Origin of the sequence: Pseudomonas sp. Irchel 3H9, from assembly GCF_900187495.1 — a bacterium.
Classification (GTDB): Bacteria; Pseudomonadota; Gammaproteobacteria; order Pseudomonadales; family Pseudomonadaceae; genus Aquipseudomonas; species Aquipseudomonas sivasensis.
On record NZ_FYDK01000001.1, the window covers coordinates 327,922 to 351,984 of the forward strand.

General features: G+C 60.4%; 21 protein-coding genes. 10 read left to right on the forward strand and 11 right to left on the reverse strand.

From position 1 onward, the window contains the following. Positions 1–67: 67 nt before the first annotated feature. The 4 genes from CKW32_RS01610 to yaaA form a co-directional block, all read right to left on the reverse strand. Positions 68–1,234, reverse strand: coding sequence for an alginate biosynthesis protein Alg44 (locus CKW32_RS01610; protein ID WP_032886365.1), 1,167 nt, complete (start codon positions 1,232–1,234; stop codon positions 68–70). Positions 1,235–1,271: 37 nt separating this feature from the next. Then, positions 1,272–2,753 carry a mannuronan synthase gene (gene alg8 / locus CKW32_RS01620; protein WP_032886367.1) on the reverse strand — a complete coding sequence of 494 codons (1,482 nt, stop codon included), beginning with the start codon at positions 2,751–2,753 and terminating at the stop codon, positions 1,272–1,274. Between the two features lie 83 nt (positions 2,754–2,836). Continuing rightward, complete coding sequence (locus CKW32_RS01625; RefSeq protein WP_095183884.1) at positions 2,837–4,153, reverse strand: nucleotide sugar dehydrogenase; 1,317 nt, start codon at positions 4,151–4,153, stop codon at positions 2,837–2,839. Positions 4,154–5,026: 873 nt separating this feature from the next. After that, positions 5,027–5,806, reverse strand: a complete 780-nt coding sequence (gene yaaA / locus CKW32_RS01630; protein WP_095183885.1) for a peroxide stress protein YaaA — start codon at positions 5,804–5,806, stop codon at positions 5,027–5,029. A 119-nt stretch (positions 5,807–5,925) separates the two neighbouring features. Here yaaA and CKW32_RS01635 point away from each other — a divergent pair, with 119 nt between their 5' ends. The 5 genes from CKW32_RS01635 (at position 5,926) to moaE (ending at position 10,046) form a co-directional block, all read left to right on the forward strand. After that, positions 5,926–7,050 (forward strand): polysaccharide deacetylase family protein, encoded by a 1,125-nt coding sequence (locus CKW32_RS01635; protein WP_032886371.1) that lies wholly within the window; start codon positions 5,926–5,928, stop codon positions 7,048–7,050. Positions 7,051–7,397: 347 nt separating this feature from the next. After that, a complete protein-coding gene (locus CKW32_RS01640) occupies positions 7,398–8,792 on the forward strand; it encodes a PhoH family protein (protein ID WP_032886372.1) in 1,395 nt (464 codons plus the stop codon). An 89-nt stretch (positions 8,793–8,881) separates the two neighbouring features. Then, positions 8,882–9,355: a cyclic pyranopterin monophosphate synthase MoaC gene (moaC, locus tag CKW32_RS01645; RefSeq protein WP_095183886.1), complete on the forward strand. Its 474-nt coding sequence runs from the start codon at positions 8,882–8,884 to the stop codon at positions 9,353–9,355. Further along, positions 9,352–9,594, forward strand: a complete 243-nt coding sequence (gene moaD, locus CKW32_RS01650; RefSeq protein ID WP_032886374.1) for a molybdopterin converting factor subunit 1 — start codon at positions 9,352–9,354, stop codon at positions 9,592–9,594. The genes moaC and moaD overlap by 4 nt, the downstream gene beginning before the upstream one ends. A gap of 2 nt (positions 9,595–9,596) precedes the next feature. Beyond that, a complete protein-coding gene (moaE, locus tag CKW32_RS01655; RefSeq protein WP_095183887.1) occupies positions 9,597–10,046 on the forward strand; it encodes a molybdopterin synthase catalytic subunit MoaE in 450 nt (149 codons plus the stop codon). Between the two features lie 131 nt (positions 10,047–10,177). Here the strand turns inward: moaE and rhlB are convergent, their stop codons facing one another. Continuing rightward, on the reverse strand, positions 10,178–11,641 hold the full coding sequence (gene rhlB / locus CKW32_RS01660) for an ATP-dependent RNA helicase RhlB (RefSeq protein WP_177434251.1): 1,464 nt from the start codon (positions 11,639–11,641) through the stop codon (positions 10,178–10,180). Between the two features lie 96 nt (positions 11,642–11,737). Next, on the reverse strand, positions 11,738–12,394 hold the full coding sequence (locus CKW32_RS01665; protein WP_095183889.1) for an alpha/beta hydrolase: 657 nt from the start codon (positions 12,392–12,394) through the stop codon (positions 11,738–11,740). A gap of 347 nt (positions 12,395–12,741) precedes the next feature. On the opposite strand from CKW32_RS01665, the gene CKW32_RS01670 reads away from it, so the two are divergent. The 5 genes from CKW32_RS01670 to CKW32_RS01690 all read left to right on the forward strand — a co-directional run bounded on the left by CKW32_RS01670 (position 12,742) and on the right by CKW32_RS01690 (position 18,377). After that, positions 12,742–13,773 carry an amino acid ABC transporter substrate-binding protein gene (locus CKW32_RS01670; protein WP_010212954.1) on the forward strand — a complete coding sequence of 344 codons (1,032 nt, stop codon included), beginning with the start codon at positions 12,742–12,744 and terminating at the stop codon, positions 13,771–13,773. Positions 13,774–13,845: 72 nt separating this feature from the next. Continuing rightward, positions 13,846–15,027, forward strand: a complete 1,182-nt coding sequence (locus CKW32_RS01675) for an amino acid ABC transporter permease (protein WP_032886379.1) — start codon at positions 13,846–13,848, stop codon at positions 15,025–15,027. A 10-nt stretch (positions 15,028–15,037) separates the two neighbouring features. Next, positions 15,038–16,135 carry an amino acid ABC transporter permease gene (locus tag CKW32_RS01680; RefSeq protein WP_032886381.1) on the forward strand — a complete coding sequence of 366 codons (1,098 nt, stop codon included), beginning with the start codon at positions 15,038–15,040 and terminating at the stop codon, positions 16,133–16,135. A gap of 11 nt (positions 16,136–16,146) precedes the next feature. Next, positions 16,147–16,911 (forward strand): amino acid ABC transporter ATP-binding protein, encoded by a 765-nt coding sequence (locus CKW32_RS01685; protein WP_003171943.1) that lies wholly within the window; start codon positions 16,147–16,149, stop codon positions 16,909–16,911. Positions 16,912–17,111: 200 nt separating this feature from the next. Then, entirely contained in the window at positions 17,112–18,377 is a 1,266-nt protein-coding gene (locus CKW32_RS01690) for a CynX/NimT family MFS transporter (protein ID WP_095183890.1), read from the forward strand. Here CKW32_RS01690 and CKW32_RS01695 read toward each other — a convergent pair. From CKW32_RS01695 to CKW32_RS01715, 5 genes are all read right to left on the reverse strand, one after another. Beyond that, positions 18,374–19,021 carry a DUF1120 domain-containing protein gene (locus tag CKW32_RS01695; RefSeq protein WP_095183891.1) on the reverse strand — a complete coding sequence of 216 codons (648 nt, stop codon included), beginning with the start codon at positions 19,019–19,021 and terminating at the stop codon, positions 18,374–18,376. The genes CKW32_RS01690 and CKW32_RS01695 overlap by 4 nt on opposite strands. Before the next feature lie 17 nt (positions 19,022–19,038). Next, positions 19,039–20,157, reverse strand: a complete 1,119-nt coding sequence (locus CKW32_RS01700) for a DUF1120 domain-containing protein (protein ID WP_032886385.1) — start codon at positions 20,155–20,157, stop codon at positions 19,039–19,041. Positions 20,158–20,160: 3 nt separating this feature from the next. Continuing rightward, positions 20,161–22,587 (reverse strand): fimbria/pilus outer membrane usher protein, encoded by a 2,427-nt coding sequence (locus CKW32_RS01705; protein WP_095184313.1) that lies wholly within the window; start codon positions 22,585–22,587, stop codon positions 20,161–20,163. 104 nt (positions 22,588–22,691) lie between these two features. Then, positions 22,692–23,387 carry a fimbria/pilus chaperone family protein gene (locus CKW32_RS01710; protein ID WP_032886386.1) on the reverse strand — a complete coding sequence of 232 codons (696 nt, stop codon included), beginning with the start codon at positions 23,385–23,387 and terminating at the stop codon, positions 22,692–22,694. 28 nt (positions 23,388–23,415) lie between these two features. Beyond that, complete coding sequence (locus CKW32_RS01715) at positions 23,416–24,039, reverse strand: DUF1120 domain-containing protein (RefSeq protein WP_095183892.1); 624 nt, start codon at positions 24,037–24,039, stop codon at positions 23,416–23,418. Positions 24,040–24,063: the final 24 nt, after the last annotated feature.

Below are 24,063 nucleotides of genomic sequence, written 5' to 3' on the forward strand. Positions count from 1 at the left end.
CGCGAGCAAGCCCGCTCCCACAGGGACTGCGGTGTTTTTAGGCGCGTCATCACAGGCATCTCCTCGCTTACAGTCCGGCAGCCATGGCTTTATCGATCAGCCAGTTCAGCGATGGGCCACGGTCGCTGGTGACTTCCACCGGGCGGCCGGCGAATGCGCTGTCCAGCGGTGCATCAGGCTTGATCTGTACGCGGATGTCGGAGGACAGATCGGCGCTGTTCAGGCTGGTGCTGCTGACGATGGTGCCGGTACGCACTTGGTCTTCGTCGGCAACCTGGAAGCTCACTGGCGTACCTGGGCGCACGTCGCCGAACTGGCGATAGGTGAAACGCGCTTCCACATTGGCCGGAGCACCGCGTGGCACCAGTTGGAAGATCACATCGCCTTTGCTGGCGTACTGACCGTCGGCGACCATTTGCTGGGCAACCACGCAATCACACGGCGAGGTCAGGGTGCCGGTCATTTGCTTGCCGAACAGTTCTTCAACCTTGGCCGGTTGCAACTGGTCTTCGTCCAAATGGCCCTTGAGCACATCCAGCATGCTGGTGCTGAAGGTCGCCAGCGGCGCGCCTTTGGCGGCGATCGCGTCACCTTTGAGCAGGCTTTGCACGGTGCCGTCGCGCGGCATCGTCACGTTCATACCCGGCACGCTGACCAGACCGGCCTGGGCGTGGCTGACGAAGTACATGCCGTACACCGACTTGAAGACAAACCCGAACGCCGCCAGGCCCACGATGAAGATCCCCGCGCTGAAGGTCACTGCACGCAGGCGACCGAGTGCGGTCATGCCGCTGCCGCTGTCCTTGACCTTGCGCGCCTTGGTGAAGTTGTCGCGTTGCAGGGTCGCCAGCACGTCACCCATGGACACGATGTCGCCGGACAAGTGCGAGGTGATCAGGTGGCGCAGGGTGGAAATATCCTGCTGTTCCAGGTTCTGGAACTGGCAACCGGTACGGCCGCTCTGGCGGTCGTAAGAGCGGATCTGCAATTCGACGTCCATCGCCAGACCGAGGTTATCGATCACGAACTGCAGGCGACCCTTGTGCACTTCACCGACGTTGAGCGGTTGGGTTGCAGTGAATGCCAGGCCACCGGCGGACAGATCGAGCACCCGCGCTTCGGTGGGTTTGCCGTCATTGCCGAAGAAGCGCAATTTGGCCGGGATTTTTACCCGTGCGTGTTGGCGTTGGGCTTCGGATTCGTGGACAACATTGACGTTTGCTTGGCTGTTCATAATTTTCGATTTCCTAGTTAATTCAGGCTTGGCAGGGTCAGACCATCATCAGCAACACGGCGACGAAAATGCTGCCGGCGGAGAAGGTCATGGTCCGAGACGACCAGGTGTTGAACCAACGTTGAAAGCTGGCCAAATCGCGGGTCAGTTTGGTGTCCTGGCGAGTCCAGGACTGTTGATCAAGGCGGAAGAACACGTAGATCTTCACCAGCGCGCCCATGATCTGGTTGTAATAGAGAATCGCCGGGTAAGCCGGGCCGATCTTGTGGCCGGAACACGACAGCAACAGCGTGAGGATCAGGCGGGTAATACCGATCCACAGCAGGTACGCGAGGATGAACGCGCCGCCGTATTTGAAGGTGGCGATAATCGCCACGGTCAGGCCGAGCAGGGAGGTCCACATCGACACGCGCTGGTCGAACAGCACCACGCTGGTGAACAGACCGAGGCGGCGTACGCCCAGGCCGAGGGCGCGGGAGTTCTGGCGCAGGTTGTTGCCGTACCAGCGGAACATCAGCTTGCGGCTGGCCTTGATAAAGCTCTTTTCCGGCGGGTGTTCCACGGTGTTGATCGCGGCGTCCGGCACGTAGAAGGTGTCGTAGCCCAAGCGCATCAGGCTGAACCAGCTGGACTTATCGTCGCCGGTGAGGAACTTGAAGCGGCCCAGGCGCCAGTGTTGCAGCGAGTCGCTTTCCACGTCGGCGATAAAGCCCGGGTCGGTGACCACGCTGGCACGGAACACCGACATGCGACCGGTCATGGTCAGCACGCGCTTGGACAGGGCCATGGAGCACATGTTGATGTGGCGCTGGGCGAAGCGCAGTTTGTGCCACTCGCTCATGATGTAGCCGCCGCGTACTTCGCAGAACTCGTTGGTGGTCAGGCCGCCGACATTGCCGAACAGCTGGAACCACGGCACGGTTTTGCGCACTACGCCTTCGGCAAGCACGGTGTCGCCATCGATCACCGCCACCACGGCGCGGTCGTCCGGCAAGTGGCGGGAGATGGCGCGGAAACCGAAGGCCAGGCCGTCGCGCTTGCCGGTGCCGGCGATGCGCACGAAGTCGAGCTTCACGTGCTCTGGAGGGTTCATCTTCTCCCAGAGGCTCTTGACCAGCAGCTCATCGGACATTTCCACCAGCGAGCAGACCACGGTGGTGGGGAAGCCGCATTCGATGGCCTCGCGGATCACGGAGCTGTAGACCTGCGCGGTGGTCAGCGCATCGATCCTGAAGCTTGTAACCATCAGGAACACGTGGGACGGGTCGGCAGACTTGCCCAGCTTGCGCACTTTACGACGCAGGTGCGGGTAGACCACGTACAAGAACAGCATGCCGCGAAAGAAATGCGTAGCACCCATCGAATAGCGCCAGATACCGACGGCGCCAATCAGGAAAATAAAATTCTTCGACTCGGAGTCGAACGTACTCGCCGGCAACAGCAGGGCGAGACCCATCAGCAGGCTGAGGAAGAACAGCCAGCCGGCGGATTGCAGTAGTACGTGTTTTAACTTGGACATAAGCATCTTCCGAAGGTGAAGGAGGTTTCAGGCGGCGAGCGCTGGGGATGGAAACGCGCGCCGCCTGAAACTTGCCGTTGCTGTTACCAGCAGATGCCTTCGGTGCGACCGGTCGCGCAGGTGGCTTTGGACATGAAGCCCACCAGGTCGATCACTTGCTTGCCGTGCGGTGCGTTCTGCGCCAGGGCGCGGAATTTCTCGTCACGGTTACCGAGGATGATCACGTCGGAGTTGTTGATCACGTCGTCGAAGTCCGAGTTGAGCAGGGACGACACGTGCGGGATCTTGCCTTCGATGTAATCTTTGTTCGCACCGTGGACACGGGCGTACTCGACGTTGCTGTCGTAGATGCTCAGGTCGAAACCTTTGCCGATCAGCATTTCTGCCAGCTCTACCAGCGGGCTTTCACGCAGGTCGTCGGTACCGGCCTTGAAGCTCAGGCCCAGCAGGGCGACTTTGCGTTTGTCGTGGCCGGCAACGATGTCGAAGGCGTTCTGCACCTGGGATTCGTTGCTGCGCATCAGCGAGTTGAGCAGCGGCGCTTCCACGTCCAGGGTGCTGGCGCGGTAGGTCAGGGCGCGCACGTCTTTTGGCAGGCACGAGCCGCCGAACGCAAAGCCTGGGCGCATGTAGTACTGGGACAGGTTGAGGGTCTTGTCCTGGCAGACCACTTCCATCACTTCACGACCATCGACGCCGACGGCCTTGGCGATGTTGCCGATCTCGTTGGCGAAGGTCACCTTGGTGGCGTGCCACACGTTGCAGGTGTACTTGATCATCTCGGCAACGGCGATGTCCTTGCGGATGATCGGTGCGTCGAGTTCTTCGTACAGGGATTGCAGGACATCGCCGGAAGCTTTGTCGAACTCGCCGATGACGGTCATCGGTGGCAAGTCGTAGTCGGCGATGGCGGTGGATTCACGCAGGAATTCCGGGTTGACCGCGACACCGAAGTCGACGCCGGCTTTCTTGCCGGAGCAGTCTTCGAGGATCGGGATTACCACGTTGGCCACGGTGCCTGGCAGTACGGTGCTACGTACGACGACGGTGTGGCGGGTGGCTTTGTCACGCAGGACAAAACCGATCTCGCGGCACACGGCTTCGATGTAGTCGAGTTCCAGATCGCCGTTTTTCTTGCTCGGCGTACCGACGCAAATCATCGACAGGTCGGTATCACGGATGGCGTCGGCGAAGTTGGTGGTGCCGCGCAGTCGACCGGTTTCGATACCCTGGCTCAACAGCTCGCCCAGACCCGGTTCAACGATTGGCGATTTGCCAGCGTTGATCAGGTCGATCTTATCCTTGGAGATGTCTACGCCTACCACTTCGTGGCCACGGGCAGACAAGCAACCGGCACACACTGCGCCAACGTAACCTAGACCAAATATGCTGATGCGCATCGCATTTACCTCTGTGTTAATCATGCCAATTAATGGCCGGAGTTCATGTTTGCAAGCGTCACAAATGCCACGAAAGTTAGGCGAATAGACGCCGACTTACCGCGTACAGGCATGTTGAATAATGAGTGACTAACGATTGCACTCAAGTTGTGCGCAACTTGGCCTTATTGTTGGGACCTGCCCTCAAATGCAGCCGGCCTTCCTGGGAGAAGGGCCTGGCGCCAGTGCCGCAGGGCTTTGATAGAGGCGGCAAGCCTTTAAATATCAATGCCTTGGGTTGTGTCACTGACCATTAGGGGAGGCTTAGCCCTGGCCTTATAGGGAGAAGCAAATCATCCTTGTCGCCGCTCTTAATTAATCGGTTGGCAATATGACCAATGAGTCAAAGTTTAATATGACAACTTCGCTACTTCCGTTGGTCGCCATGTAAGTCATCTCCTACAGAAACAGAGAATTTCGTTACCGGTGGTATGAGCCGTGCTTTGGGACGAAGTTCCAGACCGCCTATCTAGAGCGCTGAAATTTCTTGAAATATTAGGAGGGATGGCACTAGTACTATATTGATAGCACTTGCTATTTGGGCCAGTAGTTATAGGGAGTTGGCTTGGAGAGATAGTTTTGTGCCACTAGTGTTTTAAAAAAGTGGTGCCACTACGAAAAAAATTTAGAAATGTCGAGTGAAAGAAACGTTAGGAATGCGACAGGATATTTTTTGACGTCAAAACGTTGGCGTTTGTCGGATTCAACGCAGATAAAAATGTGGGAGGGGGCTTGCTCCCGATAGCGGTGTGTCAGTCACCCAATCAGTGAATGACGCTCTGCTATCGGGAGCAAGCCCCCTCCCACATTTGAACATCGGTGCTGTTGAGAGCTTTATTCCGGTGCGTGATCGCGCAAAAACACCAGGTTGTCCGGTTTGGACTGCTCCGCATTGAAGCGATAACCCTGCACATCGAACTGCTTGAGCTTGGCGGGATCGTTGATGCGTTCTTCAATCACAAAGCGACTCATCATGCCCCGGGCCTTTTTGGCGTAGAAGCTGATGATCTTGTATTGGCCATTCTTCAGGTCTTTGAACTCGGTGTTGATGATCCGAGCGTTCAGGGCTGTGCGCTTGACCGCCGAGAAGTACTCGTTGGACGCCAGGTTGAGCAGCACGTCATCGCCTTGCTCGGCCAGGGCTTCGTTCAGCCATTCACTGATGCGCGTGCCCCAGAAGGCGTACAGGTCCTTGCCACGTGCGTTGGCCAGTTTGGTGCCCATCTCCAGGCGATACGGCATCATCAGGTCCAGAGGGCGCAGCAGGCCGTAAAGGCCCGAGAGCATGCGCAGGTGGTCCTGGGCGTAGCTGAAGTCGGCATCGGTGAAGGTGTCGGCGTTGAGGCCGGTATACACGTCGCCCTTGAATGCCAGCAAGGCTTGTTTGGCGTTTTCGGGGGTGAAAGCCGGGGTCCAGCTGCCGAAACGTGCGGCGTTGAGGCCGCCGATTTTGTCGGAGACGTGCATGAGTTCGCTGATTTGCGCTGGGCTGAACTCACGCAGTTGCTCGATCAATTCCTGGGAGTGGTCCAGGAACTGCGGCTGGGTGAAGCGTGGGGTCGCCGGTTTTGATTCGAAATCGAGGGTTTTGGCGGGGGAAATCACCGTCAGCATGAAGTCGTCTCCTGTAATCGTGGGGGGATTCTAGGGGCTCGGGCGTTTTGACTCCACCTATGATGGCGATAGGCGCGATCCGCTATGATGGCCGGTGACTCTGGAGAGGGAGACCCTGCGTGCGAATAGCGCTTTTGTTGTCGGCTTGCCTGCTGTGCCTGAATGCCCAGGCGGCACCGGTGGATGTAGCCAGCCTGGACCGTGGCACCTGGCCTGAAAAACTCAGCAGCCCTGCGCTGTTCGACGTAGCCTCGCGCGCCGAAATTCTGATGTTCGCCCGCAGCCTGTTGGCCAGCGAGTCCCTGGATGACGCGGCGCTCAAGCAGCGCCTGGGCCTGAGGATCATCAACCAGGCCGCCATCGACGACCTGCGCCGCCAGCTCTGGCAACGCCTGCTGGAAAACTACACCGTCGCCCAGCAGAGCTGCGAGGTGGATGCCTCGTTCTGCTACCTGGTGGAAAACATGGACGACCTGCGCGAACAGGCCGGCAAGTTCGAAGTCAGCCAAGACTCCTTCTATATAGGTTGGGCCGCCCCCAGCCATACCTTCCATGAACGTTACCTGGACGAACTGCTGAGAAAGGCCGCGCTTTTCCCACAGATCAGCAGCGAAGTTGCTCGGTTTGGCGACCATGAGCGCAATGGCGACGAATTCAACGACCGCCTGTTCCTGCTGACGTTCGACGGCGGCCCTGCACCGGTCAGCGGCAATACCGACTGGCTCGCCGACTACCTGCGCAAGCAGAAGATGAACGCAACGTTCTTTGCCCTCGGCAGCAGCTTGCAAACCCGTGTCGAGCGCAGTTCCGCCGCGCAAGTGGAGGCGTTATACCAAGGCCAGTGCGTCGGCACCCAGGGTTGGCAGTACCGCTCCCACAGCCATTGGGTGGACTGGCAGAGCTCCGTCACCCGCAGTGCGTCGTTGGTACAGAACCTGATGCCGGAAAACTACGTGCCGCTGTTCCGCCCACCGTACGGCCAGCGCCGCGCGGACAGTCAGGGATTCTTTCAATCCCAGGGTTTGCAGGTGGCGTTGTGGGACATCGATTCCCAGGATGATCCAGGCAAGCTCAAGGCCGATGAGTCGATGCAGCGCGTGCTCACACTGATGTTGCTATGGCGCAAAGGGGTGATTGTGTTTCACGACACTCAAGACAAGGCGCGGGTGGCATTGCCGCTGTTGCTACAGGCAACGGCGCAGAGTGGCTTGGGTTGGCAGGACTGCCGGGAAGCATTTCGTTAAAAAGATGAAGTGCCCGGCCCTGTTGGGTATGAGGCGTTTTCGGGGTGATTTTGTGCGACATTTCGATGCAGGCGGACTTCCGACTTTAACGGGGTGCATGGCACTCGGCTAGTGCTATTCGTCATCCTGAAAAATAAACTTCAAAAAAGCGTCAAAGTGCTTTTTCCTGTCATGGGTTTTGCGGTATTACGAAGTCAGATCGCCGAAACCTGCAACACAGGTGGCGTCTTCCAAGACTCCTCATGTGGGCACTGCGCTTGACGTCACTCAGGTGCAGTCGGTGGTCGAATCAAGGCGCAGCACTGTCGTGGTATTGCGTCGACTGGCTCCCACAAAGGTGACCGAGTATGGATGATCATGGACGCACCCCTTCTTCCGACCAGCCAATCCTTTATGTGCTTGATACCAACGTATTGATCCACGATCCAAACGCACTGCTCAATTTCGAAGAGCACCACGTCGCCATCCCGATGATCGTGCTTGAGGAACTCGACAAACTCAAAAGTGGGCACCACAGCGTTGCCGCCGAATGCCGCCAGGCCATCCGCCTGATCGACAAGACCTTGGGCGAAGCGTCACCCGAGGACGTTGAAGTAGGCGTGCCGATCCAGCGTGGCAAAAGCGGGCCCAAGGGCTTGCTGTCGATTCTGATGAGCAAGCGCAGCGAGCCCAACAGCCTGCTGCCGGAAAACCTCAACGACAACAAAATCATTAACCAATTGATCGACCTGCACGCGCGTGACAAGGACCTGCGCCTGGTGTTGGTGACCAAAGACATCAATATGCGCCTCAAGGCCCGAGCGTGTGGGATCGCGGCCGAGGACTACAGCACCGACCAACTGGTCGATGACGTTTCAATGCTGTCCCGTGGTTATCACACGGTGACCGGTTCCTTCTGGGACCTCGTGAGCAAGGTCGAAACCCGTCAGGACCATGGCCGCACCTGGCACCAGGTACAACTGATCGACAACCTGCCGGCCGTGCACATCAATGAATTCATCATCGACGAACAGGGCTTCGTGGGCTGGATCAAAGAGATCCAGGTCGACAAGCTGCTGATCCTCGACCTGCATCAGGAACCCCTGTTGCACCAGGAAGCCTGGGGCCTGAAACCGCGCGACATCTACCAGAGCCTGGCGCTGTATGCGCTGCTCGATCCGGACATCCACCTGGTCAACCTGACCGGCGCTGCGGGTTCCGGTAAAACCATCCTCGCCCTGGCTGCCGCTATCGAGCAGACCATGGTGACCAAGCGCTATCGCCGCATCATCGCCACCCGCTCCGTGCAGGGGCTGGACCAGGAAATTGGCTTCCTGCCCGGCACCGAAGCGGAAAAAATGGAGCCGTGGCTCGGGGCGATCACCGACAACCTCGAAGCCTTGCACATGGATGACGAAAACACCCATGGCAGCGTCGACTACATCCTCAGCAAAGTGCCGTTGCAGTTCAAATCCCTCAACTACATCCGAGGTCGCAGCTTCCAGCAGAGCCTGATTTTGATCGATGAATGCCAGAACCTCACGCCGCACCAGATGAAAACCATCATCACCCGTGCCGGCGCCGGTTCCAAAGTGGTGTGCCTGGGCAACCTGGCACAGATCGACACCCCTTACCTGTCCGCGACCAGCTCCGGGCTGACCTACCTGACTGAACGCTTCAAAGACTTCCCGAACGGCGTGCACATTGCGCTGCAGGGTGTTCCACGTTCGATCCTGGCTGAATACGCAGAGTCTCATTTGTAAATGCGGTCAGTGTGGGAGGGGGCTTGCTCCCTCCCACATTTTGTTGTGTGTTGGGTTTACAATCGCGGCTCCTGATCAGGAGTATCGCTGTGCTGACTCATCTCGATTCCCAAGGTCGCGCCCATATGGTCGACGTCACCGACAAGTCCGTGACGTTCCGTGAGGCAGTGGCTGAAGCGCGGGTGCGCATGTTGCCAAGCACCCTGCAAATGATTGTCGACGGCGCCCATCCCAAGGGCGACGTGTTTGCCGTGGCCCGCATCGCCGGGATCCAGGCAGCAAAAAAAACCAGTGATCTGATCCCCCTGTGCCATCCGCTGATGCTCACCGGCGTCAAGGTCGAACTGAGTGCCGATGGCGAAGACGCGGTGCATATCGTGGCGCGCTGCAAGCTGTCCGGGCAAACCGGCGTGGAGATGGAAGCATTGACGGCAGCCAGCGTCGCTGCGCTGACCCTCTACGACATGTGCAAGGCCGTGGATCGCGGCATGACCATCGAAAATATTCGCCTGCTGGAAAAGCTGGGCGGCAAGAGCGGGCATTTCAAGGCGGATCAAGTATGAGTATTAACGTCCTGTTTTTTGCGCGCTACGCCGAATCGGTGGGCTTCGATTCGCTGGAGATGGAAGGTGAGTTTGCCACCGTGGATGCCGTGCGCCTGGCGCTGGCCAGTGACCCGGAGTTTGCAGTCCTCAACGAGCCAAGTCTGATGTGCGCCCGCAATGAGGAGTTGTGCAGTCTCGACGAACCGGTACACGCCGGAGACGAAGTTGCCTTCTTCCCACCCGTGACCGGAGGCTGAACATGGCCATCCGTGTGCAGGTTGAGGCGTTTGATCCCGGTGCTGAAGTTAACGCAATGCACGCGGCCAACGTGGGCGTGGGCGCGGTGGTGAGTTTTGTCGGTTATGTACGCGACTTCAATGATGGTCGCGACGTATCGGGGATGTTCTTGGAGCATTACCCCGGTATGACCGAAAAGGCCCTGGCCAAGATCGCCGTGGAAGCAGAGCAGCGTTGGCCGTTGCTCAAGCTGGACGTACTGCACCGCGTCGGCGCGTTGGAGCCGGGTGAGCCGATTGTGTTTGTCGCGGCAGCCAGTGCCCATCGCCAGGCTGCATTTGATGCCTGTGCGTTTGTGATGGATTACTTGAAGACGCGAGCGCCGTTCTGGAAGAAAGAGAACACCCCTGAAGGTTCGCGCTGGGTGGAAGGGCGGGACAGCGACCACGCTGCAGCGGACCGCTGGAAGTAGCCAGCCGAACACAGAACCAAATGTGGGAGGGGGCTTGCCCCCGATAGCGGTGTGTCAGTCAATTTATGTATCGACTGATCCACTGTTATCGGGGTGCAAGCCCCCTCCCACAGTTTTGACCGGGTTTCAGCTTACGGGCGTTTGCGTTCTACAGCTCGCAGCAAGTGCGTCGGCGGTGTCTCGCAGCTGATCTTGCGACCCAGCAACGTCTCGATCGACGGCAACTGATACGAGTCATCTTCCCCGGCAAAGCTGATCGACACACCCGCTGCGCCCGCACGGCCAGTACGGCCAATCCGGTGCACATAGTCGTCCGGCACTTCCGGCAGGGTGAAGTTGATCACGTGGCTGATGCCATCGATGTGAATCCCACGGCCCGCCACGTCAGTGGCCACCAGCACGCGGATCTTGCCTTCGCGGAAGCCTTCCAGTGTCTTGATGCGCTTGTGTTGCGGCACATCGCCGGACAGTTGCGCGGCGTTGACACCATCACGTACCAGACGCTCTTCGATGCGGCGTACTTCGTCTTTGCGGTTGGCGAACACCATCACGCGCTCCCAACCGTTGTCGTTGATCAGGTTGTAGAGCAGTTTGTACTTGTCGGCACCGGCCACCGCGTAGATATGCTGTTCGACGTTTTCGCTGGCGACGTTCAGCGCTTCAATCTCGACGATGGACGGGTCGGTGGTCCACTGCTTGGCGAGGTTCATCACGTCTTCGGTGAAGGTCGCGGAGAACAGCAGGGTCTGACGCTCGTTTTTCGGCGGGGTCTGACGAATGATCTGGCGCACTTGCGGGATGAAACCCATGTCGAGCATGCGGTCCGCTTCGTCCAGCACCATCACTTCGACCATGTCCAGGTGCACGTCGCCGCGCTGGTTGAAGTCCAGCAGGCGGCCAGGGGTCGCTACCAGAATGTCGCAGTGACGGGCTTCGAGGTGTTTGAGCTGCTTGTCGAAGTCCATGCCACCGACGAAGGTCATCACGTTAAGGCCGGTGTATTTGGTCAGGTCGGCGGCGTCCTTGGCGATCTGCACCACCAGCTCCCGGGTCGGGGCGATGATCAGCGCGCGCGGTTCACCCATGTAGCGCTCTTTCGGCGGCGGCGTTTGCAGCAGCTGGGTGATGATCGAGATCAGGAACGCGGCGGTCTTGCCAGTGCCGGTCTGGGCACGGCCGATGGCGTCTTTGCCGGCAAGGGTGAAGCCCAATACCTGCGCCTGGATCGGCGTGCAGTACGGGAAGCCCAGGTCCTGGATGGCATGCATCAGTTCCGGGGCCAGTTTGAAGTCGTGGAAACGGGTTTTACCTTCCTGGGGCTCGACGACAAAGTCTTCGAGTTTCCATGGGATCACCGGCGGTTTAGGGGCGCGTTCCCGGCGAGGCTTGGGGGCGGGCGCGACTTCAGCCTGAGGGGTTGCCTGTTCGGGCGATGTCACCGGCGGCGTCTTCGGCTGCGCGATAGGAGCGGTCCGGTCGGGCTGTTGGCCGTCATTGCGGCTGCCGGAGGCGGGGACAGGAGCACTGGGGACAGGCGCGAGCGGCTCAGCCTCGCTTTTGCCGAACATCTTCTTAAGTGCTTTGAGCACGGTGATCTCATTAATTGGTTAAGGAATGTACGCCGGGCAGTGTAATGCAAGAATCGGGCGCGGCGTAGTGTGTCTGTCATACGGCTACATAAATGCGGAGTATCAGCCTAGGCGAGCGCTCAACCAGGCGCCAATATCGTGTATCTCCTGAGGTAACACTTCGTGGCCCATTGGGTATTCCTGCCATGTCACGGTGACACCACGGCTCTTCAGGTGTTCGTAAGCCGTACGGCCCATCGCGTTCTGCACCACCTCGTCGTGCTGGCCGTGCAGGCACAGAGCGGGAATGCGCTGCTGGCTGGCGGACAATTCCAGCTCATCGCTGAAAGTGGGCGCGTAGGTGGAGAGGGCGATGACGCCTCCCAAGGCACCCTGCCATTTGGTAAACGCTGTGTGGAAAACCACCGCGCCACCTTGGGAAAAACCGGCGAGGAAAATTCGCGAGGCGTCTATTCCGCTGTTTTTTTCGTTTTTGATCAAATCGGTGACCATTCTGGACGACTCATCCAGCTCTTCCAGGCTGATCGAACGGGCCGGGCTCATGGCCTTGATGTCGTACCAACTCGGCATTTCGTAGCCGCCATTAATAGTCACCGCGCGGGTCGGCGCTTGGGGTAATACAAAGCGCGTGGTCAGCAAGCTTTCCTGCAGCGCTTCGGCCACCGGCAAAAAGTCGTAGCGATCGGCACCCAGGCCATGCAACCAGATTACGCAGGCGTCTGCGGGCTTGGCGGGCTGAAGAATCAAGGGTTCGGTCATGTCTGCTCCATAAATGTGCGTGCGCTCCGATTAAGTGCGACGGAACGGTGCGTCATAGGTTGATCTGTTAAGAGAATGTCGCAAGGTTGAATCTTTTCCTATTGACCATGGGCTGAAACGACTCAGCCACCACTCTGGTACGGCGCTTGCTATGTGTAGGTCGATGTCAGAACTATCCCGGGACGGTAACACTATCAGTGACTGCCGTTTATGGGATAGCCGCTGGAATTACTGCGACAGCCTCATGCCGCTTGACCCTAAAAAAAACCAACACGGGTCAATATCGCCTCATAAGGGTGCGCTGAGGTTCGAGCTCCGACACAACAAGAGCGTATTTGGAGGTTTGAATGAAGGTATTGAAATCCACCCTGGCCATCGTTTCCGCGGCCGCTGTACTGGGTGTCAGTGGTTTCGCCCAAGCTGGCGCCACTCTGGACGCCGTGCAGAAGAAAGGCTTCGTGCAATGCGGCGTGAGTGACGGCTTGCCGGGTTTCTCGGTACCGGATGCCAGCGGCAAGATCCTCGGGATCGACGCTGACGTTTGCCGCGCTGTCGCTGCTGCTGTGTTCGGCGACGCGACCAAGGTCAAGTTCAGCCAGTTGAACGCCAAGGAGCGTTTCACCGCGCTTCAGTCTGGCGAAGTCGACATTCTGTCCCGTAACACCACCATGACCAGCTCTCGCGACGCCGGCATGGGCCTGAAATTCCCAGGCTTCATCACCTACTACGACGGCATCGGCTTCCTGGTTAACAACAAGCTGGGCGTAAAAAGCGCCAAGGAACTGGACGGTGCAACCATCTGCATCCAGGCCGGTACCACCACCGAGCTGAACGTTTCCGACTACTTCCGTGGCAACAACCTCAAATACACCCCGATCACCTTCGACACCTCCGACGAAAGCGCCAAGTCGCTGGAATCCGGTCGTTGCGACGTACTGACTTCCGACAAGTCCCAACTGTTCGCCCAGCGCAGCAAGCTGGCCGCGCCGAAGGACTACGTGGTTCTGCCGGAAACCATCTCCAAAGAACCGCTGGGCCCAGTCGTGCGTAACGGCGACGACGAGTGGCTGGCCATCGTGCGCTGGGTTGGCTACGCCATGCTCAACGCTGAAGAAGCCGGCATCACTTCCAAAAACGTTGAAGCTGAAGCCAAATCCACCAAGAACCCGGACGTTGCACGTCTGCTCGGTGCTGACGGCGAATACGGCAAAGACCTGAAAGTGAAGAAAGACTGGGTCGTACAGATCGTCAAGCAAGTCGGTAACTACGGCGAAGTGTTCGAGCGCAACCTCGGCAAGAGCACCCCGCTGGAAATCGACCGTGGCCTGAACGCACTGTGGAACAACGGCGGCATTCAATACGCACCCCCTGTGCGCTGATCGCTGATGGTTCTGTCACCCGGTGGGCCAACCGCCGGGTGATGTTCTGTTCCATTCTTTCCGGGGCACTTCATGCAAAATCAAATCGGCGCACCAAAGCAGAAGCTCAGCTTCAGCGATCCCAAAGTGCGTGCGTGGCTCTTCCAGATCATCACGATTGTGGCGGTGATCTCGCTGGGCTGGTACCTCTTCGACAATACCCAGACCAACCTTCAGCACCGAGGCATTACCTCGGGTTTCGACTTTCTTGAGCGCAGTGCCGGGTTCGGCATCGCGCAGCATTTGATCGACTACACCGAATCGGACAGCTATGCCCGCGTCTTTGTAATCGGCTTGCTCAATACCCTGCTGGTGACCGTGATCGGCGTGGTCCTGGCGACCTTGCTCGGTTTCATCATCGGCGTGGCGCGTCTGTCGCCGAACTGGATGATCAACAAGCTGGCGACCGTGTATGTGGAAGTGTTCCGCAACATTCCGCCGCTGCTGCAAATCCTGTTCTGGTACTTCGCGGTGTTCCTGACCATGCCGGGGCCGCGTAACAGCCATAACTTCGGCGACACCTTCTTTGTCAGCAGCCGTGGCCTGAATATGCCGGCAGCGCTGGCCGCTGATGGGTTCTGGCCGTTTGTGGCCAGTGTGGTGGTGGCGATCGTGGCAATCGTGGCGATGGCGCGTTGGGCCAACAAACGCTTTGAAGCCACCGGCGTTCCGTTCCACAAATTCTGGGCGGGCCTGGCGCTGTTTTTCGTGATCCCGGCGTTGTGCGCCCTGATCTTCGGTGCACCGCTGCACTGGGAAATGCCCACGCTGCAAGGTTTCAACTTTGTCGGCGGCTGGGTGCTGATCCCTGAGCTGCTGGCGCTGACCCTGGCGCTTACCGTGTACACGGCAGCGTTTATCGCCGAGATCGTGCGTTCGGGCATCAAGTCCGTCAGCCACGGCCAGACCGAAGCTGCGCGCTCCCTGGGCCTGCGCCCTGGGCCGACGCTGCGCAAGGTCATCATCCCGCAAGCCCTGCGGGTGATCATTCCGCCGCTGACCAGCCAATACCTGAACCTGGCGAAAAACTCGTCGTTGGCCGCCGGTATCGGTTACCCGGAAATGGTTTCGCTGTTTGCCGGCACGGTGCTCAACCAGACCGGCCAGGCCATCGAAGTCATTGCCATCACCATGAGCGTGTACCTGGCGATCAGCATCAGCATTTCCCTGCTGATGAACTGGTACAACAAGCGCATTGCGCTGATCGAGCGGTGAGGAAACGCCCATGAGTACGCATACTTTCAAACCTGATATGCCACCGCCGAGCAAAGTCTTCGGCCCGGTGGCATGGATGCGCGCCAACTTGTTTTCCAGTTGGCTCAACACCCTGCTGACGCTGTTGGCGTTCTACCTGATCTACCTGGTGGTGCCGCCGATCCTGCACTGGGCCATCCTCGACGCCAACTGGGTTGGGACGACCCGCGCCGATTGCACGAAAGAAGGCGCCTGCTGGGTGTTCATCCAACAGCGCTTTGGGCAGTTCATGTACGGCTACTACCCCGGCGACCTGCGCTGGCGTGTAGACCTGACCGTGTGGCTGGCCATCGTTGGCGTGGCACCGTTGTTCATCTCGCGTTTCCAACGCAAGGCGATCTACGGCCTGAGCTTCCTGGTGCTGTACCCGATCATTGCGTTCTTCCTGTTGCACGGCGGGATCTTCGGCCTGACCAACGTGGCGACCAGCCAATGGGGCGGCCTGATGCTGACCCTGGTGATCGCCACCGTCGGTATCGCCGGCGCCTTGCCTCTGGGCATCGTGCTGGCGCTGGGACGGCGTTCGAACATGCCGGCAATTCGTGTGATCTGCGTGACGTTCATCGAGTTCTGGCGCGGCGTGCCGTTGATCACCGTGCTGTTCATGTCCTCGGTGATGCTGCCGCTGTTCCTGCCTGAAGGCATGGGCATCGACAAGCTGCTGCGGGCGTTGATCGGCGTGATCCTGTTCCAGTCGGCCTATGTGGCCGAAGTGGTGCGTGGTGGTTTGCAGGCGATCCCTAAAGGTCAGTACGAAGCGGCTGCCGCGATGGGCCTGGGTTACTGGCGCAGCATGGGCCTGGTGATTCTGCCGCAAGCCTTGAAGCTGGTGATCCCCGGTATCGTCAACACGTTTATCGCGTTGTTCAAGGACACCAGCCTTGTGATCATCATCGGCCTGTTCGACCTGCTCAACAGCGTCAAGCAAGCCGCCGCCGACCCGAAATGGTTAGGCATGGCCACTGAAGGCTACGTGTTCGCCGCCCTGGTGTTCTGGATTTTCTGTTTTGGTATGTCGCGCTATTCCATTCATTTGGAACACAAGCTCGACACAGGCCACAAGCGTTAGGAGTTGTTGTTATGAGCGAAGCAATCAAACAGCCTGTGAGCCCTGAAGGCATTATCCAGATGCAGGGCGTCAACAAGTGGTACGGCCAGTTCCACGTGTTGAAAGACATCAACCTCAACGTCAAGCAAGGCGAGCGTATCGTGCTGTGCGGCCCGTCGGGTTCGGGCAAGTCCACCACCATCCGCTGCCTCAACCGTCTGGAAGAGCACCAGCAAGGCCGCATCGTGGTCGATGGCGTGGAACTGACCAACGACCTCAAGCAGATCGAAGCGATCCGCCGTGAAGTCGGCATGGTGTTCCAGCACTTCAACCTGTTCCCGCACCTGACCATCCTGCAGAACTGCACGCTGGCGCCGATGTGGGTGCGCAAGATGCCTAAGCGCAAGGCCGAAGAAATCGCCATGCACTACTTGGAGCGCGTGCGCATTCCGGAGCAGGCCCACAAGTTTCCGGGGCAACTGTCCGGCGGCCAGCAACAGCGTGTGGCGATTGCCCGTGCGCTGTGCATGAAGCCGAAAATCATGCTGTTCGACGAACCGACCTCGGCCCTCGACCCTGAAATGGTGAAGGAAGTACTCGACACCATGATCGGCCTGGCTGAAGACGGCATGACCATGTTGTGCGTAACCCACGAGATGGGCTTTGCCCGCACCGTGGCCAATCGCGTGATCTTCATGGACAAAGGCGAAATCGTTGAGCAAGCGGCGCCGAATGACTTCTTCGACAACCCGCAGAACGATCGGACCAAGTTGTTCTTGAGCCAGATTCTGCATTGATCGACAGGTGACGCTTAACCATAAACCCGGCCTGGCGCCGGGTTTATTTTTGCCTGTTCAAAAAAACCGTTGCCTTGCCCTCGTAGGAAACTCCGAATAGCCTGTGGGCAAATTCATCCAATGATTGGACGAAGCGCGCAACCCCGCCTTGAGCGAGTTGTACCACTCCTTCTACGCCATCCTCGGCGCCCAGTTGATCCATGAACCTTGAAGCCAAACGCACGACTGAACTTGAAGAACTGTTGATCGACGCCGAAGCAGACGACGACATCGTGCAGCAGGCGCCCGCGCCGCTGAACCGCCCTTGGTTGTTGCTGCTAGGCCTGGTCCTGGTGGCGTTGAACCTGCGTCCGGCGCTGTCGAGCATGGCGCCGGTGCTCGGTGAAGTGTCCAGCAGCCTGGGCTTGTCGGCCGCCAGGGCCGGTCTGCTGACCACCTTGCCAGTGTTGTGCCTGGGGCTCTTCGCGCCCCTGGCGCCGATCCTGGCGCGGCGTTTTGGCGCCGAGCGCGTGGTGCTGGGAATTCTGTTGACCCTGGCGGCGGGCATCCTGCTACGCAGTTCGTTCGGTGAAGTGGGCCTGTTCGCCGGCAGTCTGATTGCCGGCGCAAGCATTGGGATTATCGGCGTGTTGTTGCCAGGCATCGTCAAGCGTGATTTCGCTCGACAGGCCGGCGCCATGACCGGCGTGTACACCATGGCGCTGTGCCTGGGCGCGGCGCTGGCGGCAGGCGCAACGGTGCCGTTGAGTCATTACTTCGGCGACAGTTGGCCGATAGGCCTGGGCTTCTGGATCTTGCCGGCGCTGATGGCGGCCGTGTTCTGGTTGCCCCAGGTCGGGCATAAACAGGGCGCGCATCAGGTGGCTTACCGGGTCAAGGGCTTGCTGCGTGACCCACTGGCCTGGCAGGTGACCTTGTACATGGGCCTGCAATCGTCCCTGGCGTACATCGTGTTTGGCTGGCTGCCGTCGATCCTGATCGGTCGTGGCCTGAGCGCCACCGAGGCCGGGTTGGCGCTGTCCGGCTCGATCATTGTGCAATTGGTCAGTTCGCTGGCCGCGCCGTGGCTGGCCACCCGGGGCAAGGACCAGCGCCTGGCGATTGTGGTGGTGATGCTGCTGACCCTCGGCGGGCTGTTCGGTTGCCTCTATGCACCGCTCGATGGCTTGTGGGGCTGGGCGATTTTGCTTGGGCTGGGGCAGGGCGGCACGTTCAGCCTGGCGTTGACCCTGATCGTGCTGCGTTCCCCTGATGCCCACGTGGCGGCCAACCTGTCGAGCATGGCCCAGGGCTTCGGTTACACCCTGGCCTCGCTCGGCCCATTGGCCGTGGGCCTGGTGCATGACTGGACCGGCGGCTGGTCGGCCATTGGCTGGATCTTCGCGGTGCTCGGGGTCGGTGCGATCGCCGCGGGCCTTGGCGCCGGGCGGGCGCGGTATGTGCAGGTGATCAGCGAGAAAATCTAGAGGTACACCATCTCCAGCGTGGCGAGGCCGTCGAGCGCGATGTCGCGGCTCAGGTCGAGGTTTTGCGTGGCGTTGATCACGGTCTCGACCTGCACCGTGCTGGTCAATTCTTGAATCGCCGAAGGGCCGGCCGTGCTGCCGGCGATGTCCGTGAACCCAAGGTAACTCTTGGCGCCGATGTTGATCGGGTTGAGGTTGGCAGTGCGCCAGGCCAGGCCACCGGTGGTGGACTCGGTGCCATACACCAGCGTGCTGCCGTCGACGATGGTCTGGCGCGGGTCGAAGGCCATCGAGTACAGACCGATGCGGTTACCGCTATGGTCCAAGCCCAGGCCGTAATAAATCTCGCTGTTGACCATCGCCGAACCGTCACGATTGTCCCGCATGCGCAAGGCGAAGCGGTTCGCGCCGTTGCAGGCAATCCTGACTTGCAACGGCTTGATGGGCAGACGCGTGCCCTTGTCCACGTTGAGGTCCTGACGGGAGATCTTGCCGTAGTCGATGACTGCACCGTTGGACAGCAGCGGCGTACAGGCGGTGGGCGTGAGACGGCCTGTGACCGCCAGATCCACCTGCGAGGCCGCCTGAACGGCGGTGCCTGCGGCCAGCAGCAGGGAAAGAAGGGCGATGTTGTGCGTTTTCATGAGGCTGATCCCTTGGGTTACAGGTAAATGATTTCGAGGGTGCCGGCGCCGTTGATGTGCACCATGTTGCGCAAGTCCAGCGACTCCATCGGCGCCAGGTAGGCCTTGATGCGCAGCGTGCCGGAGAGGTTCTGGATCGGCACCGGCCCCAACGTGCTGGCGGTGCGGTCGGTAAAGCCCATTAGGCTGTTGGCGGCGATGGGGATTTGGCGCGGGCTGGAGCTGCTCCACGCCGCCCCGCCACTGGTGGAGTCGGTGCGATACAGCGGGCCGAGGGCATCAGCGCTGAACTCGGCCGGGTCGATGTTCACGTAGTAGCGCCCGATCTTGTTGTGGCTGTAGTCCACGTCCAGGCCGTAGGCAGTTTCATCGGTGCCGCCGGTGGCGGAACCGTTGCGGTTGTCATGCATCTTCAGGGCGAAGGGCGTGGCGGCGTCGCAGCTCACGGAAAACTGCAAGGTACGCGTGGGCAGCGGCGTTTCACTGGTGGCGCTCAAGTCCTTGGCCAGCAGCCTGCCATAATTCACCAGCCCGCCATTGGACAATAGCGGCACGCACGCCACAGGGGCGAAGTGCGCTTGCAGGGTCAGCTCTCGCTCGCTTTGCGGGTGGGAGACGCGGCCGGTCACTTCCCAAGTGGTCGCGTCCCGCACGCGTGTGGCGGCAGCATCGGCCCAGGCGCTCACGCTCAGTTGCAGCGTGAAATGCTTGCCGGTCAGCGGTGTGCCGTTGAGCATCGGGGCGATCCCGTGCCCCGGCCGCCAGCCGAGTGCGGCGCCGGTGGCCACGGGCGGCTGACCGTTGGCGGGCAGCAACCCTAGGTTGACCGCCTGGCCATCCAGCATTCCGTCGCTGACCTGTATGGCGTAGCTGCCGTGCTCGGTGAATTGCAGGCGCTCGGCACTTGCGGCGACAGCGCGATAGAACAGGCTCATGTCGCCAGGTTGCGCGCAGTTGAGTGTCAGGCTCAGACGGCGCTCGCCGAGTAGACGCTGGGGGGCGCTGTCGTGCTGCGCGGCGCGGTTCATTGAGCCGAAATCCAGGCGCGCCTCGCTGAGGTTTAACTGGCATTCATCCGCGGCCAAGGCGCAGTTGGACACTATCAGCAGCAGGCAGGCAACTCTCAGGATGGGCATCGGTCATTCTCCAGGGGGATGGCAGCGGGCGTCGGCGGTTTCGAAATACACCGTGGGGTCGGGCTTGGTCGGCAGGTCGAAGCGCAGTTCACAGCGCCCGATGTCGGCGTTGCTGACCCACAGCGTGGTGTGCTCCAGCACGTTGGGCAGGAACACCTGGCTTCCATCCTGGACCAGGGTGATGAACTCGCCCTCGGCCGTGCTTACCACCGCGCCGCGCGGCAGCGGTTGGCCCTGATCAGTGCGTGCGGTAAGCAGCAAACGACGGGTGAGCGCCACGCCGAACTCGACGCGATCCACCGCACCGCGCCCGGCCGAAATCATCGCCAGGCCGTTGTTGATGTCCGCATTGCGCGGTAGCGAACGGGTCTGCACTTCGACCGGACTGCGGCCATAGGCGTTGACCTGGGACACCACCGCTTGCCCCTGCCAGTCGGTCCAGACCGGGCCGCTGGGGGTGCTGAGTTTGATGCCGCTCATGTCGCCCACTGACACCAGTGCGAACGTGTCGCGCACGGGATACGGCGAGAAGGTCAGACCGCTGCCGTGGGCCACCACGGCGCCGCGCGCGCCGCCCTGGTAGCTCGAACGTTCACTGTCGCTGCGGCTGTAGCTCAGGTCCAACTGGCTGTAGCGGGGCAGGGTGGACACGCCGACGGTGGTCTCGACCTGGCGGTCGCGGGTGTCGTATTCGGCGCTGACGCGGTAGCTGAGTTGATCGTCGATCTGCTCGTTGAGCCCGACTCCCGAGCGATGCTCGCCTCCCGAATTGCGCACCCACGCGCGGCCCCGGCGACGCTCGCCGAGGGGCAGGCTGAGGTTCAGGTACACCGCGTTGTCCTGCTGTTGGCGACCGCCCATCTGCCATTCGGCGCTGGCGGACAGCGATACGCCGCCGACACTGGTGCCCCACGAGGCCAGGGCACGGCTGCTGGTCTCATCGTCAAAATTGCTGGAACGCGACACCCCGGCGCTGAACGCCCCTAGCGATGGGTGCGACCAGCCGAGAGTGACGCTTTGCTGGTCGCGGTAACGTGAGCGGCGATGGTGGTCGGGTTGGGTGTCGTAAGTGGTTTCTTCCAGATCGCGATAGCCCGGCGTGCGCCAGGAATTGGCCGCGCTGAATGACCATTGCTCACCCAGGCGCTGGGACCATGCGAGGTCGGTCTGCATGCCTTGGGCCTTGTCGTGGGACTGCGCATCGGAGAACTGGCTGGCCAGTTGCACTTGGCTGTCGAGCCCTGGCAGCCAGGCCAGGCTTGCGCCCACGCCGCGATATTCGCTGGCCGCGAGCAGGCCGCCGCCCACCGAGACTTGCGGGTGCACGGCGCCGTTCCAGCCGGCGCTGACGACCCAGGGGTCATCGCCTTTGGCGTCACCTATATTGCGTACGCGACCTGCGCCCACCGAATAACCGGCTGCCGGCAGACCCAGGCCAAGCATCGCTGCCGGCACGGTAAAACGGCGCTCCTCGCCGGTGCTTTCCCGAACAGTCACTTCGACGTCCGAGCGGGTGTTCAAGCGCCGCACATCGCGCAAGGCGAACGGGCCGGCGGGGACTACCGTTGAGTGGATTAACGCGCCGTTCTGCCGCACTTCGACCTGCGCCGGGCTGTTGGCGATGCCCTCGATGGTTGCACCTTGCTCCTGGTCCAGCAGTGCCTGCTCGGTGAACACCTGCACGCCATTGATCTGCGCCCCGGACAGCACCGGGTTGTAGAGGCTGATCTGCCCGGCTTGCAGCACCGCCTGATGCTGGGCGAAGGTGCGCTGGGCGTAGGCTTCCAGGTGGGTACTGCGCGACAGGCCGTCCTGCCAGGTCTGCACCTGGCGGCTGCGCACGATCCAGTCGCCGGCGTTGAAGCCAACTTCGGTATTGGCCGAGCCGAAGCGGTTGGTGTCATCGCCCAACTGATTGTAGAAACCGCTCAAGTCATAGTTGAGCAAGGCCGCGACGCCGCCGGCTTGATACCCTGAGACATCCTGTTTCAGCGGTCGCAGGGCCTCGGTCGGCACCACCAGCGACACCGTCAGGGTGGCCGGGTCGGGTTCGATCAGGCTCTGGGGAAATTGGGCGAGAAAGTCGTGGCATTTGCCGCTGTCGTCCGGGATCACCAGGTTGGCGGCGTCCAGTAACGTGCGGTCGAAACACAGGGCACCCTGTTGATCGAAACGGGCTTGCAGACGACCACGGTTTTGGCCGTTGACCCGCAGCGTCACCGCGTGTTTGCCAGCGGTAAAGCGCGGAGCTTCCAGCAGCAGGCTGGCCAGTTGCGGATCAATGCCGCGCTGGCTCAGGGTCTTGGAATCGAAACCGGAATCGGCATCGGCCCAGGTCACTTCAGGGAGCAGGGCGCAGGTTAACAGCCACGCCGGCAGGGCAAGGTGGGTGGGTGCGGCGGGCACGGCTTTGCCGTCACGATAATTCACGACTGTTTTCACCAAAGGCATTAAGTGTTGGACGTCTGTGCGTCGCGGTGACGGTCATTGCGCCGTCACTTCGTATTTACAGGCGCGAGCGTCTGTTTTTTTCGTTAGAGCACGGTGATAGGGGCTTCGTAGGCGGCCACCGCGAAGCCATAGAGGGTGGCCGGTTGCAGCCGGACAGTTTGGGCGCCGGTGCCGGTTACCGGTACACGCAATCGCTCGCCCGGCAACACGTAGGTGCGCGGCAGCATCGCCTTGCCGTTACCCGGAAGCAGGCTCAGTTCCTGGGCCAGTCGCACCACATACGGCGTGTCATTACTGACCTGCAATTGGTTGTTCTCAAGGGCCCAGGTCAAACCGGTCCAGGGCGTGCGATTGGGCGCCAGCCCTTCGGGATGAATGATCACCGGCAGGTTCTGACGCACGGTCACGCCGACGCGGGCATGCCCTGCTTTGGTGGCGGCTCGGCCGGTGGGCATGCCTTCGAAAATCACCCGTTTGAGCCGCTGCGTCATCAGCGGCTGCTGCGCCTGCAAAATGAAACGCACCAGTTGTGATTTGCCGGGGTCGACGCGCGCCAGCGGGGGAGTGACCACCAACAACGGCTCTGTGTCTTCCGGAATGTTTTCGAGGGTGACGTGCAGCAGGGCCAGTTGGCTGTCGGTGTTAGTCACCGAAACGCTGGCCTCGCCCTCGCTTTCATGCACGATCACCACGGAGGTGTCGGGGACCATTCCGTCGGCCCGGGCATTCAGGCTGAACAGGAGTGTCAGGGCCGCGATGTTCAAAAGTAACGTCGTCATGACGGGGTTCCATTGGGCAAAAGAAGAATCAGAAGTAGCGCAGATCCAGGACGATCGACCCGTCCAAGGGCACCTCTTGATCCAGGGTCAGGTAGTTTGAAAAGTTGATGGACGTTTCTACGTGCAATTGGGCGTCCAGTTGGCGGATGAAGTCCGGCTGACGGTCACCCGGTAGCGCAAAACCGGCATAGGCCTTTGGCTCGGCGTCGGGCCGCGCGGCCCAGGTTTCACCGCCATCGGTGGACACCAGCACCTGCATGGGCTGCCCATCGCCCACCGGGTTGCGATAGAAAAGCGCCACACTGCCCATGCGCTCATCGGGGGCATGAATATTTCGACCCAGGCCGAAAACATCCGGCGTCAGTGCTGATTCCGCGCGATTGTCGATGCCCGCCAGCGCAAACAGCATGGGCCGCGCGCATTGCACGGAGAGTTCCAGTAGCTGGCTTGGCAGCACGGTGAATTCATCGCTGTTGAGGGTATGCGTGGGAATCTTGCCGTGGTCGACAATGCCTTCTTCCGACAGCTCGACGTGGCAGGCGTCCGGGGTGAGCCTGCCGGTCACCGTGACGTCGACTATCGATGCTGCGTTTGTCGGTGCGGCGAAGGTCAGTGTGAGCAGGACGGCAAAAAGATTGGGCTGCAGGTTCATGGGGATCACTGGCTGGAGGACGGT